This window comes from Celerinatantimonas sediminis (assembly GCF_046054195.1).
Lineage (GTDB): Bacteria > Pseudomonadota > Gammaproteobacteria > Enterobacterales > Celerinatantimonadaceae > Celerinatantimonas.
In genome coordinates this window covers 45,022-64,374 of the sequence record NZ_JBEQCS010000002.1, presented here as the reverse complement: position 1 = coordinate 64,374, position 19,353 = coordinate 45,022, and the positions used below count along the sequence as shown (strand labels likewise).

General features: G+C 41.1%; 13 protein-coding genes. 10 read left to right on the top strand and 3 right to left on the bottom strand.

The genetic code is table 11. The annotated features are described in order from the left end of the window. Positions 1 to 119: 119 nt before the first annotated feature. Complete coding sequence (locus ABTQ23_RS02725; protein ID WP_408614104.1) at positions 120 to 2,573, top strand: putative bifunctional diguanylate cyclase/phosphodiesterase; 2,454 nt, start codon at positions 120 to 122, stop codon at positions 2,571 to 2,573. 31 nt (positions 2,574 to 2,604) lie between these two features. Here the strand turns inward: ABTQ23_RS02725 and ABTQ23_RS02720 are convergent, their stop codons facing one another. Next, positions 2,605 to 3,525 carry an alpha/beta hydrolase fold domain-containing protein gene (locus tag ABTQ23_RS02720; RefSeq protein ID WP_408614103.1) on the bottom strand — a complete coding sequence of 307 codons (921 nt, stop codon included), beginning with the start codon at positions 3,523 to 3,525 and terminating at the stop codon, positions 2,605 to 2,607. Positions 3,526 to 3,988: 463 nt separating this feature from the next. Between ABTQ23_RS02720 and ABTQ23_RS02715 the strand changes: the two genes are divergently transcribed. The 8 genes from ABTQ23_RS02715 (at position 3,989) to ABTQ23_RS02680 (ending at position 16,845) form a co-directional block, all read left to right on the top strand. Then, the gene (locus ABTQ23_RS02715) at positions 3,989 to 6,712 is read left to right on the top strand and encodes an endo alpha-1,4 polygalactosaminidase (RefSeq protein ID WP_408614494.1); all 2,724 of its coding nucleotides are present in this window, start codon (positions 3,989 to 3,991) and stop codon (positions 6,710 to 6,712) included. Continuing rightward, positions 6,705 to 9,971, top strand: a complete 3,267-nt coding sequence (locus tag ABTQ23_RS02710) for a tetratricopeptide repeat protein (protein WP_408614102.1) — start codon at positions 6,705 to 6,707, stop codon at positions 9,969 to 9,971. Before ABTQ23_RS02715 ends, ABTQ23_RS02710 begins: the two co-directional genes overlap by 8 nt. A gap of 19 nt (positions 9,972 to 9,990) precedes the next feature. After that, positions 9,991 to 10,500, top strand: a complete 510-nt coding sequence (locus ABTQ23_RS02705) for an LpoB-related protein (RefSeq protein ID WP_408614101.1) — start codon at positions 9,991 to 9,993, stop codon at positions 10,498 to 10,500. 77 nt (positions 10,501 to 10,577) lie between these two features. Continuing rightward, positions 10,578 to 11,828: a PelD GGDEF domain-containing protein gene (locus ABTQ23_RS02700; RefSeq protein WP_408614100.1), complete on the top strand. Its 1,251-nt coding sequence runs from the start codon at positions 10,578 to 10,580 to the stop codon at positions 11,826 to 11,828. Continuing rightward, positions 11,828 to 12,820 carry a protein PelE gene (locus ABTQ23_RS02695; protein WP_408614099.1) on the top strand — a complete coding sequence of 331 codons (993 nt, stop codon included), beginning with the start codon at positions 11,828 to 11,830 and terminating at the stop codon, positions 12,818 to 12,820. The genes ABTQ23_RS02700 and ABTQ23_RS02695 overlap by 1 nt, the downstream gene beginning before the upstream one ends. Further along, on the top strand, positions 12,801 to 14,300 hold the full coding sequence (pelF, locus tag ABTQ23_RS02690; RefSeq protein WP_408614098.1) for a GT4 family glycosyltransferase PelF: 1,500 nt from the start codon (positions 12,801 to 12,803) through the stop codon (positions 14,298 to 14,300). The genes ABTQ23_RS02695 and pelF overlap by 20 nt, the downstream gene beginning before the upstream one ends. Then, positions 14,300 to 15,667: an exopolysaccharide Pel transporter PelG gene (gene pelG / locus ABTQ23_RS02685; RefSeq protein ID WP_408614097.1), complete on the top strand. Its 1,368-nt coding sequence runs from the start codon at positions 14,300 to 14,302 to the stop codon at positions 15,665 to 15,667. Before pelF ends, pelG begins: the two co-directional genes overlap by 1 nt. 83 nt (positions 15,668 to 15,750) lie before the next feature. Beyond that, positions 15,751 to 16,845, top strand: a complete 1,095-nt coding sequence (locus ABTQ23_RS02680) for a mechanosensitive ion channel family protein (RefSeq protein ID WP_408614096.1) — start codon at positions 15,751 to 15,753, stop codon at positions 16,843 to 16,845. A 98-nt stretch (positions 16,846 to 16,943) separates the two neighbouring features. Here the strand turns inward: ABTQ23_RS02680 and ABTQ23_RS02675 are convergent, their stop codons facing one another. Together ABTQ23_RS02675 and ABTQ23_RS02670 are read right to left on the bottom strand one after the other, a co-directional pair. After that, the gene (locus ABTQ23_RS02675) at positions 16,944 to 17,633 is read right to left on the bottom strand and encodes an LrgB family protein (protein ID WP_408614095.1); all 690 of its coding nucleotides are present in this window, start codon (positions 17,631 to 17,633) and stop codon (positions 16,944 to 16,946) included. After that, positions 17,633 to 18,055: a CidA/LrgA family protein gene (locus tag ABTQ23_RS02670; protein WP_408614094.1), complete on the bottom strand. Its 423-nt coding sequence runs from the start codon at positions 18,053 to 18,055 to the stop codon at positions 17,633 to 17,635. Before ABTQ23_RS02670 ends, ABTQ23_RS02675 begins: the two co-directional genes overlap by 1 nt. A 136-nt stretch (positions 18,056 to 18,191) precedes the next feature. Here ABTQ23_RS02670 and ABTQ23_RS02665 point away from each other — a divergent pair, with 136 nt between their 5' ends. Beyond that, the gene (locus ABTQ23_RS02665; protein WP_408614093.1) at positions 18,192 to 19,088 is read left to right on the top strand and encodes a LysR family transcriptional regulator; all 897 of its coding nucleotides are present in this window, start codon (positions 18,192 to 18,194) and stop codon (positions 19,086 to 19,088) included. Positions 19,089 to 19,353: the final 265 nt, after the last annotated feature.

Sequence of the window (19,353 nt, the reverse complement as noted above, 5' to 3'; positions counted from 1 at the left end):
GGAAAGTCGTTCAGTGGCCTGCCATGAATATAAATTGCCGCAGTTTAGATCGTTTAATCAGCCAATAAATAGATTTTTAGGGATAAGTTTGCCTTCGTGCGATTCAATCAGGTGGTTCGATGCGCCGATTGTCGCTTAGTATTCTTATTCCGATCATATTTCTGGTGATTGCCTCGATTGCTCAAGGGCTATTGTTTTGGCAGTCGATAGATTCTCACCAACAAAATTTAATCATCCAGACTCAGCAGCGAGTTGAACATTTTTCCAAACGAATGAATGGTTCTTTTCGCTTAGAACAATCATTGCAGCAGCAGAATGAGAAATTTTTACACCTATTAACTTATCTGCAGCCATTTCATTCAATCATGATTGTTGGCTCGAACATGCATATCTTGATCGATAGTAATCATCAGTATCAAGGCGATTTGATTAGTCATGTGAGTGAACACTTCAACTCAAAGATTTTCCAGCAAGCTCTTAGCTCTGGCCATTCGCAGTGGGCTGTTTCAGACGATGGTTTGATTGGCTCTTTTTATGAACCGATGATTATTCATCACACAGCTGGTTTTTCGAAACGGATTTTATTGGTTGAGTATGACCTTGGCTATGAGTGGTCCAAGCTATTTAATCGATTGCTTTCTCAGGCATTTTGGCAGTGGGGGCTGATTGTGTTAGGAACTTTGGTTCTGAACATGTTGATGCGTCGCTGGCTTGTGAAACCATTGCAGCAAATTTCGCTTAATGATGTTAATTTTCAGCGAGCTCAGACAGAATCATTTGGTCGAGGAGAAGTCGCTCAAGTTGGGCATTTTTTAAATGATTTACGCTCTTCATTAAGCTCTAGTTTGTCACAGACAAAGGCTGCTGAGCAACGTTGGCAGTTTGCACTTGATAATGATGTGAATGGGATTTGGGAGTGGAACTTAGTCACTGATGAAGTTCACTATAATCAGCAATGGGCGTTAATGCTAGGCTTGCAGAAGGCGCAACTAGTCGCAGATATTCGCGGCTGGCAAAATTATATTCACAGTGATGATAAAGATGAAACACTCAAACAATTTCGACTATACCTGCAAGGTGTGCGAGACACGTTTGTACATGTTCATCGGTTAGTCAATTCTCATGGCGAAATAATTTGGGTTTCCCCGAGAGTGATGGTGGTTGAAAAAGATGGTGATAAGCCGCTGCGTATGGTCGGATTATTTAAAGACATTTCCGAGTTACATCGGGCGCAGGAGAAATTGGTTTATCAGAGTAATTACGATTCCACCACAGAGTTGGCTAATCGTAGCCGACTCTTAGAAGAATTAGAAAAAGCGATTACTTCACATGTTGAATATCAGGAGTTTGGCGGATTATTTTATATCGATATTGATAATTTTAAAAATATCAATGATCTCTTTGGTCACCACATTGGTGATTTTATTTTGAAAAAAGTAGCTGCAAGACTGCAAATCCAGCGTAGTCATGTGCACACCGTTGCACGTATTAGTGGGGATGAGTTTGCTATTTTGCTCACTCACTTGGGGCAAGTTAGACAAAATGCAGTACGCAAATTGCTTTCAATTGCCCATCAGCTAAGTAGCGATGTTCGTGAAACTATTGAGATTCAAAATAGTGAAGTTAACTTAAATGTCACCATTGGCATTGCTCTTTTTCCAAATCAGAAGAACACTGCATACGAAGTATTTCGCCAAGCCGATATTGCTCTTTATCACGGTAAAGAATCTGGTCGTTCAAAAGTGCATTTCTTTATCGAAGAGATGGCCAGTAAAGCGCATCAGCGCCATGAAATTCAGATGCTCATGCCGAAAGCTATGCACAATGATGACATGGTTATCTATTTTCAGCCGCGCTTTAATGATAATTATCAAATGACTGGCGCCGAAACACTACTGCGTTGGTTTGATGAACGCTATGGATGGATCTCACCGGGAATGTTTATCCCCATGGCTGAAGAGTCTGGTTTTATTGTTGAACTTGGGGAGTGGGTTATGCGAGGGGCATGTCGCAAACTCAAACAATGGCAAGATCAAGGGATCCCGCCTCAGTTTACGACGCTTTCAGTGAATGTGAGTCCAAAACAATTTCACCGCAGTGGATTTGTGCAGGAGGTCATCGACATTATTAAAGAGCAAGGCTGCGATCCTGCGCTACTTGAGCTTGAAATAACTGAAGGTGTTTTGGTGACGAATGTGGATGAAACCATTACCAAACTCTCGAAATTACGCGAGTTTGGTGTGCGTTTTTCCATTGATGATTTTGGTACAGGTTATTCATCCCTCGCTTATCTTAATCGGCTACCTATTAATTGCCTTAAAATTGATAAATCATTTGTTGATGAAGTGGTTGCTAACGGCACTCGAGCAGGCAGCAGCGCCATTATCGCAACCATTATTGCAATGAGTGAAAACCTCGGCATTGAAGTGGTCGCCGAAGGCGTCGAGACTGATTTTCAAATGCAATTTCTTAAATATCGAGGATGTCATACTTATCAGGGCTTCTTGTTTAGTGAAGCACTTGAACCGGATATTTTTGAGAAGTTACTGTTTAACGGTAAAAAGCCGCTTTAATTAAGCACAAAAGCACTCAGTTTGCTCAGCATTAGATAGCTAAATGTTGTCTAAACCACTGACAAACGGTGTCGATAATCGGTTTTTGGTACCAGATATCATCTCCGTGGGCGGCTTTTTCTACAACAATATATTCAACTGGTGCCTGATGGGCTTTTAATTGCTCATAAAGCTGTTGGCTTTGTATCGGACTTACTAGTTGGTCAGCGCTGCCATGCATGAGTAATAAGGGTGGTTTTTCCCCTTGAAGATGACCCATTGGACTGGCATGTAGTGCTTTGGTTTGGTCACTTTGAATTGATGCGCCAGCAAAAGTATTAAAAGCCGCTCCGTTGACTAACAAGGCTTCTGTAACCGCTGGTGATTGGTGCACTTGTTGGAGTTTCTCATTCAAACCTGCACCAATATTTAATAAGTTTGATATCCCGTAAATGCTAACGCCTGCCTGAACAGTTGACGACTGGTTAAGATGATCTCCTTGTTCAAATTCTTTATCTTGCGCCAGAGTCATCATTTGGGCCATATAACCGCCAGCTGAGTCGCCCAGCACACCTATTTGCTGCGGATTAATGGTAAATTCCTCAGCATGCTGACGCAGATAACGGATTGCAGCTTTACCATCAATGATTGGGGCAGGGAATTGATTGGGTACAACGCGATATTCAGCTGCTGCAACGACATATCCTGCTTTGGCCAGCGCAAAGCGCATTTCGATAAATTTATCTCGCTCACTTTTAGTAAATCCACCACCGGGGTAGTAGACAATAGCTGGTTTGGGAACACTTGTTCGCGGAACCAATATGGTCATACACAGTTGTGTCATTGAGCGTTGCTCACGAACCTGCGAATAGCAAACCTGATTAATCACATCAATTGGCGTCTCTTGAACAGGGATTTGCAAAACCTGGGCACCATCGGTGTAGCCAAAAAGCTGAGAATATTGCTTAGACATTTGTACTCTCTTAAGAGAATAGGATGAATATGATTGTATCAGCGTTCTGCTCTGTGATAAAAGCCAACGATTTTATTGATAGTTCTATATATATTATTTAATGATTTATAAAGATAAATTTTAAATAAAAATTCATCCCTACTCATTATTAGTATTAATTAGCTATTAATAATAAAATGGTTATTAATGAATAATTAATACTAATTAATTAGCTAAAACTAGGTGAAAATTAATATGTTTTATTGTTATTTATTTGTTTTATAAAAATTATTTTGGTGATAGAATTACTGGCAATTATTAATATGGTAAGTGGATAAGTCTGTTTAATTTCCTATCTTAATTAAATTTGGCGGATGAATTGCTACATGATAGAGCATCTATAGAAATTTAAATTTCAGTCTATTGTCATTTGAAGAGATGTTGCCTTTTTGGTGAGATTAATCATTTCCTGTCGTTGTATATTATGAATAGATGTAACTGGATTTTTTGGCTATTTATTTTCTTTACGCCTATTTGCTTAGCAAAGGGAAGTAATCAATCTATAGCTTTTTATTATGGTCAACCAATGCCATTAGCGGAAATGACATTTTATTCAAATGTCGTAGTGCAGCCTGATCATATTAATAATCAAGAGTTGACTTGGCTTAACCGCCGAAACATAAAAAGTTATGCTTATTTAAGTATAGGTGAATCAGCTGGGCAGACTGGTGCTGTATTAGGTCAAAATAGTCAATGGTCAACTCAAATCATGGACTTAAGTTCGCCTCAATGGCGAGCGCAGCTTTATAACAGAGCTAAAAAGTTACAAGTTCGGGGGTTTCATGGATTATTTCTCGATACTCTCAATAGTTATCAGCTATTAGATAAAAAGCAGCAATCCATACAACAGCAAGCTTTGGTTGAAGTTATCTTACATTTGTCTAAGATGTTTTCAGGACATTTAATTCTAAATCGTGGATTTGATGTCCTTTCACAATTAAAAGGTAAAGCTGAATATATCGTTGCTGAAGGGTTATTTACACAATTTAACCCAATTAATAACTCCTATCATAAAACTTCTATTAAAGATCAAAAATGGATAGAAGCTCGGCTCAATTACGCAAAATCGCTTGGATTTAAAGTTGAGGTAATTGATTATGCCAAACCTCATGAACGTTATGCTCTGGCAAAAAGAATTTTTCATCGAGGTTATCAGCCATGGGTAAGTGATGGATTTTTGCAGCAATGGGGAACTTCAACCATTAAGCCTGTGGCAAGGCGAATAATCATACCCTATAACGGAAAAATCCAACCGCTTATTTATAATCCTCTGCATAATCAGCTAGCGATATTTATAGAATATCTTGGATATATTCCTGATTATTGGGATATTAGTAAGCATCCACTACCTGATATCGATCCATCTTTATATGCGGGTATTATCGTTTGGAATGATCAACCTAATTTTTATCAAGATTCTTTAGTTAAATGGTTGATTAAAGCTCAAGGAGAGATTCCTGAGCTGCTATTAGGATTGGTTCCTAATAATTCGCAATTGTTAAAAGGGCTTGGGGGGCAACTACTCTCTCAATCGCCTAAGGGGCCATACCACCTAACATTTATGAGTCCAATTCTCAAAAGTGAAGCATTACCCTCAATGCATGGGTTAGACCCCGTCGGCATGCATTTAGTTAAAGGTGCGCACGCATTAATTTCACTAAAAACGGCATCGGGTCCTATTGTTCAGGCGAGCATGACTTCTAACGGTGGGATTGTTTTAGCACCATGGATGATTAAAAATATTCCTATGGGGGATAACAGATGGATTGTGAATCCAATGAATCTGTTAACCAAAGTACTAAAACTTCCGCCTATTCCTGCATTTGATGTAACCACTGTTAGTGGTCGTAGAGCTTTTTTATTGCATATGGATGGTGATGGCTTTCCTAGCTTGTCTCGGTTCCCTGGGCAGCCATATGCCGGAGAAGAGTTTAAAGATAAGATTCTAAAACGTTATAAATTACCGTTTACATTCTCTGTTATCGAAGGGGAAGTGGGGCCTAAAGGATTATACCCAGCAATAAGTCCAAAACTTGAAGCCATTGCTAGAGCAATTTTTAAGCTTCCCTATGTCGAGATCGCTACTCACACCTTTAGTCATCCATTCTTCTGGGCTGCATTAGCGGGGCGCCGAGTGGTAACGGCCAAGGACGAGGAATACGGTTTTAATTTGGCTGTTCCAAATTATCCCCATGTTGTCCTTAAACGCGAGATTAATGGTTCTATTAATTATATTAATAGCCGTTTAGCGCCCAAAGGTAAAAAAGTAGTAATGGTCCTGTGGTCTGGAGATGCACTTCCAGGACCTAAACCAATAGCTCTTGCCAATGCTATGCACGTTTTAAATGTTAATGGCGGTAATACGAACATTACGAGTGATAATCCAAGCCTTACTAATATTTCTCCAATAGCTCGTCCTGAGGGGGAATTTTTATGGCAGATTTATGCACCTATTATGAATGATGATGTGTTTACCAATGAGTGGAAAGGTCCATTTGATGGCTTTAAACGAGTTATAACGACATATAAAGTGACAGATAAACCCTATCGTTTAAAGCCGTTTGATATTTATTTACATACTTATGTGGCGGCTAACCCGGCAGGCCTAAAAGGGGTTAACGATGCTATCCGTTATATTCAGTCCAAACCTAATACACCGATTCATCTAAGCCGCTACGCCATTATGGCAAAAGACTTTTATTTCTCTGCTTTAGCTAAAGATAGTCAGGGTCGTTGGCTTACCAGTAGTAAGTCTATTCGTACTATTCGAATACCTTCAGTGCTTGCAAATGTGGATCTTAAAAAGAGTTCAGGTATAGCAGGCGTTACACAAAGTGGTCGATATGTATCGTTGATTCGAGCCAAGGCAGCGATAAAGCTCTCAACAAAATCATTAAACACTCAACCCTATTTGCTTTCGGCTAATGGGGTATTAAAACGCTGGCAAGTGGATGGTCCCGTTCAGTTATTTTCTTGGGTAAAAGCCCAAATTAATATGGCTAATGCTCGTCATTGTCGTTTAGTGAGCCATTCAGGGATTATTTATAGACCTCATCTTAGTCATGGGATCAGCCAGTTTGAATTACCTAAAGGGACTTTTCGCGGTCAGCTTCTTTGTAATAAACATTCGGTGATGCAACATGACTAAGTATTCTCGTCTTATTTCATGGCCTGCATTTGCTGTAATTATTGTCATTATTTGCGCCATGTTTTATGCGCTCTTCCCAAAACATCAGTTTTTCGTGACTGCTGATAGTGAGCAAGATCCTGTGCTGCTGATTCCTTATCTGCGGGCGGCATTAGTGAATAAGCCTGACGATCAAGAGCTTGAACAGCGGCTAATTAAAGCGTTTATCAGGGCTCAGAAATGGCCTGAAGCAATTTCTGAGCTTTCTAAACTGACTAACTCCGATATTCATCATCAGCTATATCAGCAGGTGATCTATCATCGCTGGACGGCTCATGGTGCCCATCATGACCGTGATTTAGATGCCTTGATTGCCAGTTTTCGTCCTGTGAGCCAATGGTCAAAGCAATCTGTTCGCTATGCCACTGCGGCTGGATTACAAGGGGCTGTCGCTGAATATTATCAGCGTCACAATAAGTACGGTAAAGCTGCGCAATTTTGGATGCAAGATGATAACGCACATTTAGCTGTTGAAAACTATAAAAAGAGTATCTCATCTACCAATTATAAACAGGCTATTCAAGCAGCATTAGCTGACCAGCACCCCAAACAAGCTTTGCTTTGGTGGCAAAAGTTTGGCGATGTGTCAGATGTTAAACACACGCTGAAGCTAGCTAAATTTGCAGATGATCGCGCTATTACAGAACAAGCTGCCAATACTTTAGTTCATCAGTTTCCAAATAATGAGTCTGTTTTACGTGAAGCAGTGCAAGCTCAGATTGGCAATCATGACTTGTCTAAAGCCCGTGTAACAAGTAAGAAATTATTGTTTTTATTACCTAAAGATAAAGCCCTTCATCATCAGTTATGGCAAATTGCTATGTGGTCTGACGACATCACTTTAGCCATGCACCAACTACAATGGTTGATAGCAAATGATCCTCTTCATAGCTTAAAGTCAGCGAAACAAACACTACACACGGTTGATGGGTTATTTCTCTATCAGGACAAAATAGTTATTTATCGCTTTCTTAGCGAACAACATAAGTTGACTAAGCAAGATTTCAACCATTGGATGAGCGATCACTACTACCTAGGTGATTCGAACCAAATGGTGCAAGACATCCACAGTTACGAACGATTGAATGGTAAATCGTTATTCAGCCAATATTGGCTATTAAAAGCGTTATATGAACAAGGACATTTAAGCAAGGTTCGCCATTTGTGGGCACATTATCAAGGTCCTGATACAGCTCAAACACATCTATGGTTTGCTCGGGCATTTTGGCTGAACAACCAGAATGAAAAAGCTTTAAAAATTCTTGCTTCAGTTTCTAAGGACCCAACGCCAGTATATTGGGATAGTTTAGCTCAGGTCGCCGAAATGGTCGGCAATGACAAGTTAGAACTTTTGGGATACAGCCACTTGAAACAATTGGGGCCCGTATCCTTGGGGATTGAACTTCGTTATCGCCAATTACGCTTTGGCAATCATAATAAAGCATTGCTGCACTATTTATGGCATCAGCCAGTGAGTGACTCTAATCTTGTTGCTATTGCACAAGTCAGTATGCAGCTACAAGACCGTGCTTCAATGGCTAAGTTGGCCCCATTGTTAGCCCAGCAAAAGCCTTCACCAGCGTTGGCTTCTGCTTGGTCAACCCTAGGACAATGGTATCAGTCTCAACAACAATATAGTTTAGCTAAACAGATGCTGCTAACTGCGCAGAACTTAGCCCCTAATTTGCCTGAGACAGCGTTATCCCTAGGGTGGTTAGCGGTAGATAGCAATAATAAAGCAGATGCACAGGCTATTTTAAGTGCCCACCAGTCGGAGCCAATGAGTCTGCAGTGGGCTCCTTTACTGAGTAGTTTGGCGTTAGAGTTAGGCGATTATCGGCTAGCTTATCGATATTTGCGCTGGTGTATTGCTAATCAGCCTAGCGAATTGTCATATTGGGTTAATTTGTCAGATGTGCTGACTCACATGCATATGAAAGCCGAGGCATGGAAGGTAAACCGCTATCTAATCGGGCATTTACCTCATACTCAGGCTGATTACCAACAACTTCTTGCACAATGGGGAGGAGCAAAAGCGTATTCATATCTTCGCCATTACGAGTCAGTAGATAATCTTGCAATAACCTTATCTGAGCAGCCTCAAGCTCAATGGTGGTTACACCGTCGGGCTGTCAAGTTATTACCTTCATGGCAACAGCTGCAACAGGCAATGCAGGATGGTCAATTTACCAATATTCGGCAGTTGGTTGCGAAAAAACAGTTAGCTCCTATCGATAAAGTGAATGCGCTTATCTATTTACGTCAGCCTTATCGAGCTATGCAAAATTGGCTTGTTGCTGACCAAGACAGTCGTGAATCTGTCAATTACGACTTAGCTCGTAGTGTTCGATCGAGTTTCTTCCATGCTGTCGAGCTAAGTTTGCAGCCTAATGCAGGATTGAGTTCGTCTGCTCAGCAGTTCAATGTTTACTTCCCAGCTGCACAAGTCCAATGGAAAATCGGTTTAGCTAAAGTGAATAACTTGGGTAATGATGGCCAGTATTTTCTTGTTGACGGGCACTATTTATCTGGTCGCTGGGATCTTGAAGGGCAGGTTGATTATTTCCATGGGGCTTTACAAAGCCGCAATGGATTAACAGCGAAGCTTAACTATCAATCAACTCAGCGGTTACGTTTGGGAGCATCTCTTGGTTGGCATACGCGAACGGATCAGAGTGATTTATTGTTAGCATTTGCACAGCAAAATCAACTTGAACTATCAGCTGAGTATTTGCTCTCGCCTAGACAACAATTGAATTTCAGCGCATCGCAGTGGCAGATTACTCTTGATAGTTCAAATAAACCAGTAGCGAGCGGTCAACAATATCAAACGCGCTATAGCTATCAGATTTTAAATCAAGATCCTCTCTGGGGTGTGTATTCAGCTGTCAATTGGCAACAGTTGAGCTCTTCTCATATACGTTCAATTAATGGCCAAGAAGCTAATATGAGTGCTTTTCGCCGAATTGCGCTAGGTACCACTCTAGGACCAGGGCTTGAATTTAATCCCCCATATTTAGGATTGTCCCCAACTTGGCAAATCGACCTCAGTGGTGGTTATCAACCTAATGTCAAACAGCTAGATTTCGCAGCTGTAGCCGGTATTGGTTGGTCGATTATCAGTGATGATTTGCTAAGCGTGCAAACACGTTATCAAACCCGTAGTCGCTCGGGTAAAAGCGATTTACAACTGCAACTAAATTATTACGTTCATTTTTAGAATGTGTGAAGGAGAAACTATGTATCGTGTACTTTGGATGAGCATCCTTTTGCTATTGAGTGCATGTTCTGCGACCCGGGTTAGCTCAGTGGCATTACCTGCTCAACAAAAAGTAGCCTTGATGCCACTTGTCAATTATACCCAAACTCCGCTGGCAGGTCAGAGAGCAGAAGATATGCTGGCAAGTTTATGGTTCCAACAAAAGTTACCAACTTTGCTACGGTACCCTCGTAAGGCGCAGGGCAATTTGCCATCTATCGATGATCAACAACGTTTAGATGCAGCCCACGCTTGGCTAAGTCACCAATCGGCGGACTATGTGCTTAGTGGCAGCATTGATGAATGGCGTTATAAAGCCGGACTCGATGGAGAACCGACCGTCTCTGTTACTTTGCAGCTAGTTGATAAGCATACAGATAAAGTCATTTGGAGCGGCACTGTAGCAAAAACAGGATGGGGCCGTGAAAGCGTTTCATCGGTTGGGCAAAAAGTTATAGCGCAACTGATTTCACATATTGAAGGCATCTAGTGAAAAAGCTTGTAAACACTGAGAATCAGCCATCTTCACACAGAATCTGGTCCGAGGTCGTTTTTTTTAGTCTAGTAGTGATAGTTATAACTTGGCTAACTCATAGACATGACCCATTCTGGCAGTTGGCAACATTTCCATGGCCATTGCTTGTTCCGTTGGTTGTAGCGCTGCGCTATGGATTTTTTAAAGGCGTCTGTAGCATTGTTCTGATTGGGCTTTTCCAGTTTTTGATTGCTGAGTACAACCATGAACAGCTGATGGATATTTCGGGTTATTCTGTTTGGGTCGGGGAATTGGTTGCGGTAATGATCGCAGGGGAATTTGCCGATGCCTGGTTTAAGAATAACCAAAAAATGCGATTAAATTTAGAATATGCTGAAGATAGGCTGCAAACTTTTACGCGTCATTATCATCTTTTGCGGGTGTCCCATGACCGTCTCGAGATTATGTTGGCTGGGCATCAATTAAGTTTACGTGAATCTTTACAGTCAGTTGGCAAACTAATTAATAGCTTACCTGATAGAAATATTGCAGGTGCGGCACGGCCAATTTTACAACTGTTCAGTGAGTATGGTGGCTTTCAGGTCGCAGGTTTTTATTGTGTTGATGGTAAGCAAATTAATCCAGATGCAATAGCTACTGTGGGTGAAGTTGGCGCTGTTAAATTTGATGATCCGCTCATCCATCGGCTATTTGAACGTCAGCAGGTAGCCAGTATTGCGATGAACTCGGCAAGTTCAGTGAGTCATTATCAGATTGCGATTCCACTGCTGGATCACGTTGATAAGATTTATGCGATGATTTTAGTTGAGAAAGTTCAATTTTTTTCTTTGCGTGAAGAAACCTTACGACTTTTAACTGTCATGGCGGGTCACATTGGTGATCTATTGCGTCATTCGGTGACTAATCCGGTGATGGATAGCCAAGAGTTCGAACAGTTCTATGCACAGGTTTGGCATATTCAGTCACAGGCTAAACGTTACGATACATCGGCTCAACTTATTAAGATTCACTCAAAAGCGGCAAATTTACAGGTAAATCGATTGCTCGATTATCTGCGAGCAACCCGTCGTGGACTGGATGTCTATTTTGATGACGCAGTTAATCATTCATTGACTATTTTGATGCCACTTGCCAATGAAATGGACCGCCAAGGTTTTATAAATCGTATAGAACAATGGTGTATGCAATCTATTGGTCAGTCATTTGAGCAGCTTGGAATTGAGTTGACAACTCAATTATCACTGCCTGCTATGCCTGAGCAATTAGAGCAAATATTAAAACCACGAGTAAATGAGCCGCAGTTTGTTGAGGCATATTCATAATGTTGTTTTATATCGTTGCCTTATTGCTAGGTTTTATAGGGCAGATTGGGGCCGTATTTTTACTTATTCATCATTCATTGCTACTTGCAGGCATTGCTGATCTGCTTGTGGCTTTGTTCTTGAGTCTCGTTTTGTGGCGTGCACTTCCTGCGCGTTATCGGGAGCCTAAAACAAAGAGCGTGCTATTTTTATGGTCGTTATTAATTGTCGCTCCGGTAGTTGCAACCATTGGTTTGATAACGCTTATTATCGCTTATCATCGCCCCAAGAAGGACCAAGATGAGTTGTTTCGTAGCTATCAGATTCCTGATCTACCATATATACCGATATCCGTTAGTGAAGAACATAACTATTACTCAAACGCTGGAATTCAGGCGGTGATTAAACATGCTGGCGAGTCTAAAAAACGACTTGCAGCGGTAATGACGACTCGCAATATGGATGATGAACATTCAGTTCCTCTGTTGCGTTTGGCATTGAGCGATCTAAGCGATGATGTTCGTCTGCTGGCCTATTCATTTTTAGATGGCAAAGAGAATCGCCTGAATAAGAAAATAGCAACAAATGAAGAACTTTTAACGCAGACTTCGAGCGATACATTAAAAGCATATTATCAGCAAAAGATAGCAGAGAGTTATTGGGAACTGAGTTATCTAGGTTTGGCTCAAGGGGCGGTTAAAGATTATGTATTAACCAAAGCCACCGATTACGTTCTTCAAAGCATAGAATTAGAGCCATCGAATATCAAAGAGCTATTTCTTGGACGAATTTATTTAGCACATGAAAAGTTGGATTTAGCGAAGAAACAATTCTTAAAAGCCCGTGAACAGGGGCTGGATGCACGCCGGATTAATCCTTATATGGCGGAGGTAGCATTTGCTCAACAAGATTACGCGTTGTGCCAAAACTATCTAAAACAATTACCAGTGGAAGGCATGCCTGCTCAGTTACAACAAATTCGGGAGTATTGGTGTGACCAAGCCAGTTGCTGATATTTTATTGTTACTTGAAGGAACATATCCATATATTCGTGGTGGTGTTTCTAGTTGGGTTCATCAGCTTATTCAAGGTTTACCAGAGCTTACTTTTGAGCTGATGTTTTTAGGTGGGAGCAAAGCCGCATATGGTCCTATGCAATACCAGTTACCTAAAAATGTGACTGCGTTACATACCCATTATTTAATGGATATAAAAGCGCCACATACGCCTAATAGGCGAAGTGGTAATAAAAACGCGTTTAATCATTGGCTAGCTTTGCAATATTACTTCCGGCAAACAGATAGGCCTATCCCTGAAGAAAATATCAAGGAATTGTTTAGTTCTTTAGGGGTACTAAATGGCTTTGAAATGACAGATTTTTTATATTCTGAGGCCTCTTGGGATGTGATTTGTCAGTATTTTGAGCGTTATTGTGATGATCCCTCTTTTATCAATTTCTTTTGGACTTATCGCAGTATGTTTGCGCCATTGTTTAAAATCGCTGAATTAGCTCGTCAGGCGCCTAAAACGCGAGTCGTTCACTCGATATCAACTGGATACGCTGGATTTTTAGGGGCTGGCATTCATGCGTTGCATCAGACCCCATTTCTATTGACAGAGCATGGTATCTATACCAAAGAACGTACGATTGATCTGATTCAAGCTGAATGGATCCAAGAATCGGAAGCGAAGTTATATGCCAATTTGAATGCCACAATGGGTGATATGCGCCAAATGTGGATTAAATTCTTTGAACAACTTGGGCGTAGTGCTTATCAGCAAGCTCAGCGAATAACTTCTCTTTATCCCGGAAATCAACAGCGCCAAATTCGTGATGGGGCACCGAGTGAGCGAACAGATGTGATTGCAAATGGGATTGCTCTGGAAAGGTTTAGCCAAATAGCTCAGCAGGACCGGCCAAGCATTTCGAATGTCGTTGGGCTCATTGGTCGCGTTGTTCCTATTAAAGATATTAAAACGTTCATCCGCTCAATTAAAGAAGCTATTGCATATAACTCTAGTATTGAAGGGTGGATAGTCGGCCCGTTAGATGAAGATGAAGCTTATGTAGCGGAATGTCGGCTACTGGTAAAAAGCTTAGATCTTGAGTCTCATATCAAATTTTTAGGTATGCAGAATGTGGTTGAGATATTTCCGCAGCTTGGATTAACCGCGTTGACTTCTATCTCAGAAGCTCAGCCATTAGTTTTATTAGAATCGATGGCATCTGGAGTTCCTGTATTAGCGACTCAGGTTGGCTCATGCAATGAGCTAATTAATGGCTATACAGAGCAAGATAAAGCGTTAGGTCCATCAGGAGAGTTAGTTCCAATCGCTTCAGCAGTAACGACCGGACAAACCATTGCCAAAATGTTAGCCGATCCCGAGCGTTGGCAATGCTATCGACAAAGTGGTTTGAAACGAGTGAATCAGTTTTATGGTGAGCAACTTATGTTCTCTCTATATCGTCAACAGTATAAGGATCTTATGTAATGGCTGGAATAGGGTTTGAAATTCGTAAGATCTTAAAACAGAACACGCTGTTGTCGGTGATTCAGGCATACGGTTATGCTGGTGTCATCGGCTCTGGCCCATGGTTATTATCGATTGTTGCGCTGTTAGTGATTGGTTTGTTAAGCCTAGGTCGCATCGCTCCCCAAAGTTTAATTGTCCAATTTTTGATAACAGTGACATATATGATGTGTGCTTCTCTGGTTGTGACCGGAGGACTGCAGCTGATGTTAACTCGCTACATCTCGGATCTTATCTATAAAAAGGCGTATGACCGAATTGTTAGCAATCTCTTAGGTGCAATATTTTTCGTGACGTTGGTCTCTTTGGGGCTATGTCTGATTGTTTGGCCATTTATCCCACTCGATAATATAACCAAGTTTCTGATTATGGGGGGATTTGTCTGTTTATGTAATCAGTGGCTTACGACTATTTTTCTTTCTGGCATGAAAGAATATAACCAAATTATACTGACCATGCTGATTGGTTATAGTTGTATGGTATTAGCGGCAATCGCTCTAAATTCGTATAGTCTGAACGGGTTATTTTTGGCCTTTTTAATCGGTGAAGCGGTTCTGTTATTTACTTTTCTGTGGCTTATTGTTCGTCGTTATCCAAGTGCCCAGCTGGTATGTTTTGACTTTTTAAAACGCCGAAATGTTCATTTAAGCTTATTATTGTGTGGCCTCTTTTATAACCTATCTGCATGGATTGATAAAATCATCTTTTGGTATGACCCTGTAACATCAGTGTCCGTGCTTGGGCCTTTACGGGCAAATCCAATTTATGACCTACCAATATTTTTAGCCTACCTTTCGGTTATTCCTGGAATGGCCGTTTTCCTCGTTCGGATTGAAACTGATTTTGTAGAGCAGCATCGTAACTTTTATAGTGCGGTTATTCAGGGCGCTTCTCTAGAGCAAATTCAAACAGTTAAACAAGCAATGGTTTCTTCGGTTAAAGCTGGAATCTATGATATTGCGAAAGTGCAAGGTATTACAGTTGCATTGATTTGGGTATCAGGGTCGGCACTTCTGAAATTTTTTCATATTGATAGCAGCTATTCAGAGTTATTGAATATTGATGTCCTTGGGGTTGGGTTACAGGTTGTTTTATTGGGAATTATCAATGTGATGTATTATTTGGATAAGCGGTTCAGCGTATTGGCTATCAGTGCCATATTTATGGTTACGAATGGTTTATTGACTTATCTAAGTCTTTGGTTAGGTCCATATTACTATGGGTATGGATTTTCAATAGCTGTTTTATTAACCACCGCTATTGCACTCATTTTGCTCTCTCGGCAATTTGATAAACTAGAATACAGAACATTTATGTTTCAAAAGTAGTGACTAACCTTATTTTCTCATTGAGCTTCAATGGACTCTTCTCTAAGATTTATAAGGAAATTTATCAATGAGACATTTTATCTATGGGAACCATTGAGAGTTGGTTTCATACGCAATTTGCTCAGCTAACTCATGAATTAGGCCAAGGCTGGGCAATTGAGGTTGGTTGCATTATTGCGGTGACTCTACTGGCAACGCTGGTATGGCGTATTATTGGCAAACGTATTGTTAAGCTTGCGGAACGTTCGCAGACCCACTGGGACAATATTTTATGGGAATCGCTCAATGGGCCTGTGAGTTGGTTTATTTTATTATTAGGGCTCAGTCTGGTTGCCGATAGTGTTGCCGATAGGATTGATTCTAATCTAGCGCAATATTTGCCAGTCATTCGCAAGGTCTGTCTTGAAGTCTTGTTTGCGCTGGCAGCTTGGCGGGTTACCAACAGTGGCGAAGATGAATTTATCGCCAAGGGGCGCGATGCCACAACTGTTCAGGCCGTAGCGAAGCTTCTTAAAGCTTCCATCATCATTATTGTATTACTGACTGTTTTTCAGAGCCTAGGCGTTAGCATCTCAGGATTATTGGCCTTTGGTGGTGTCGGTGGGTTGGTCATTGGTATGGCTGCCAAAGACTTATTAGCCAATTTTTTCGGGGCGTTTGTCATCTACTTGGATAAACCGTTTCGGGTTGGTGACTGGATTAGAAGCCCTGATCGCGCGATTGAAGGCACGGTTGAGCGGATTGGATTTCGAGTCACTAAAATTCGCACTTTTGATCAACGCCCACTTTATGTGCCCAATTCAGTGTTTACTCAAGTATCAGTTGAAAACCCATCTCGGATGCTGAATCGGCGAATTTACGAGACCATCGGTGTTCGCTATCAGGATGCGGAGCAAGTTAGTACGATTGTTGAGCAAGTCAAAGCGATGCTGCAAAGTCATGAGGCGATTGATACTAATAAAACCTTGATGGTGAATTTTAATGGTTTTGGCGCCTCCAGTTTGGATTTCTTTATCTATACCTTTACAAAAACCGTGGACTGGAAGGAATATCATCAGATTAAGCAAGATGTGTTGCTCAAAACATTAGCTATCATTCATCAAAATGGTGCTGATTGTGCGTTCCCAACACAAACGTTGCATATCGAATCGCTGCCGCAGCCAGAGCCGGAAGCTTAATTTTCATGATGCAACAAAAAAGCATCTGGTTTTATCCAGATGCTTAATGTCTAAAGTTAAGCTAACGCCACACAATCTCGCATAAGCTTATAGATATCTTACCAAAAGACATGGCCAATCAGCGGAGCTGCACAGACGGTAATGACCCCAGCGAGCATCATAATCACGCTTGAGGTAACGCCTTCGGTGTGGCCAAGCTGATAAGCTTTGGCTGTTCCGGCGCCATGCGCACAAGCCCCTAAACTTGCGCCCTTGCCAAGACGTGAGCGAATGGCGGTTAAGGTTAATGTAAATTCACCAATTGCCATTCCTAATACACCTGTGATCACAACGAACACGGCGTTTAAGTCCGTCTGTCCCCCAATAATTTTGGTGGCTTGAATGGCAAATGGTGTTGTAATTGAGCGCATTGCCAAGCTGCGCTGTAGCTCAACCGAGAGGTGAAATACTCGGGCTAACATAACCGAGCTGAACACGGCTACAAAGACAGCCACGCAGACGCCAACGCTCAGCGATAACCAATGTTTAGCGATAAGTTTGCGCTGATCATAAATAGGTATGGCAAAGGCAACTGTCGCAGGGCCTAACATCCACAACAGCCAGTGTGAATCTTGGATATAGTCTTGGTAAGGAATTTTAAGCGCTAACACCACAATTAAAATTAAAATCGGTGCCAATAACAATGGCATAAATAAGACGATTCTTTTTTTTCGATACAGCCATTTGCTGATGAGGTACAAAATGACCGTCAGCACAAAACATCCAAAGGCCAACAGTGAACTACTCATTAACGGTTACTCCGATGTAATAAAGCAAGTTTATTATCCCGCCGACGAGCCAGGCGAACTTCAAGACGATGCATTTTATCGACAGTCCAAGCGGTTGAAACAATTACACAGACGGTGCTTAAGAAAATAACTGAGATGATTTGTAAGCCAAATTGACGAACGAGTTGCGGATATTTAACCACTGAAATAGCAGCGGGTACGAAAAACAATAGCATTTCAGCCAATAGCCAGCTGGCCCCTAAGCGCAGCCAATCCGGACGAATGACTCGAGCGAAGACTAAAATGAGCAACAGACATAATCCCACTAAATTAGATGGTACTGGAATATGCCAGCGCTGGACGAAAACGTTGGCTGCCATCCAAATAAGAGAGAGGATAAAAACTTGTGTACATGTGAGTAAAAGAACTCTGATCCGCAGCATTTGCGTTAATAACTCTTGTTAATATTTGTGAAGTGCCTCACAGTATAAGGAGTTCCAAACTAGTCCAAAAATGAATTATTTTTATTTAAACTATTCCTTATCTGAATTTTAAAACATCTCCGATAGGCTGCTGATTATGGATATCAAAGCATTACGTTATTTTGTTGAATTAGTTAAACAAAAAAGCTTCACCAAAGCCTCAGAAAAGCTCTTTGTTACACAGCCTACAATTAGCAAAATGATTAAGAATTTAGAGACAGAATTGGATCTTCCCTTGCTCCATCGAGAAGGTCGGCGCTTTTGGCTAACTGATGCAGGTGAAGTGGTGTTTCAAAATGCCCAAGGTATTTTATCGCAGATGGATGAACTGGTTACTGAGCTGGATGATTTAAACGAATTGCGTAAAGGTCGTTTAAAGGTTGGAATACCGCCGATGATAGGCCATCTGTATGCCGGTATTATTCGCCAATATCGCCAGTTATACCCAGATGTTGAGCTCGTTATTCTTGAGTATGGTGGACGTAAGCTGGAGCACGCGGTACTGGATGGTGAGCTCGATGTGGCCATTACAATGCTTTCAGAATATATAGAAGATGACTTGAATACTTTGGAATTTAATTGCTATCCCGTTTATGCAGTGTTGTGTGATACGCCAGAATGGCGAGAAAAAAGCGTCGTTCATTGGGATGAACTCTCTGACGAGTCATTTTTCGTTTATACCGATGAATTCACTTTAAGTGAATCGATTCATCAGGCCTGTCAAAAGGCTGGATTTACGCCGCAGATTGCAGCCCGTAGTAGCCAGTGGGATTTTTTAGTCGCTCTGGTAAAAACAGGAGGCGTTGCGTTTGTGCCAGAGCCATTATGTGGACGAATGGATAGTAAGGGGTTATTAATTCGACCCATCGAGCCGACTATTAATTGGGATCTTGGCGTGGTCTGGCATGCCCAGCGGTATCTCTCTAAAGCCGCTCAGGCTTGGATTGAGCTGTGCTATCGTTACAAAGAATCGCTGAATAAACAGCCACAATAAGTTTATCCCTTTGTTTGATGCGCAGTTAAGCAGAGGGTTTAGCTATTGCTTCCTTCTCAAGTATAAATAATGACCAAAATGATATAACTATTATTTATATTTAGTCATGATCATATCGAATTACCAATATTTAACTCATTTATAGTTAATAAAATAATTATTAATGTGATATAAATAATCTTCAATGTGTTAGCCCATCAATGAAAAGGATTTTATTTCACCGGTATTACATCGATCACTATTACATCATTAAACTAATTGTATA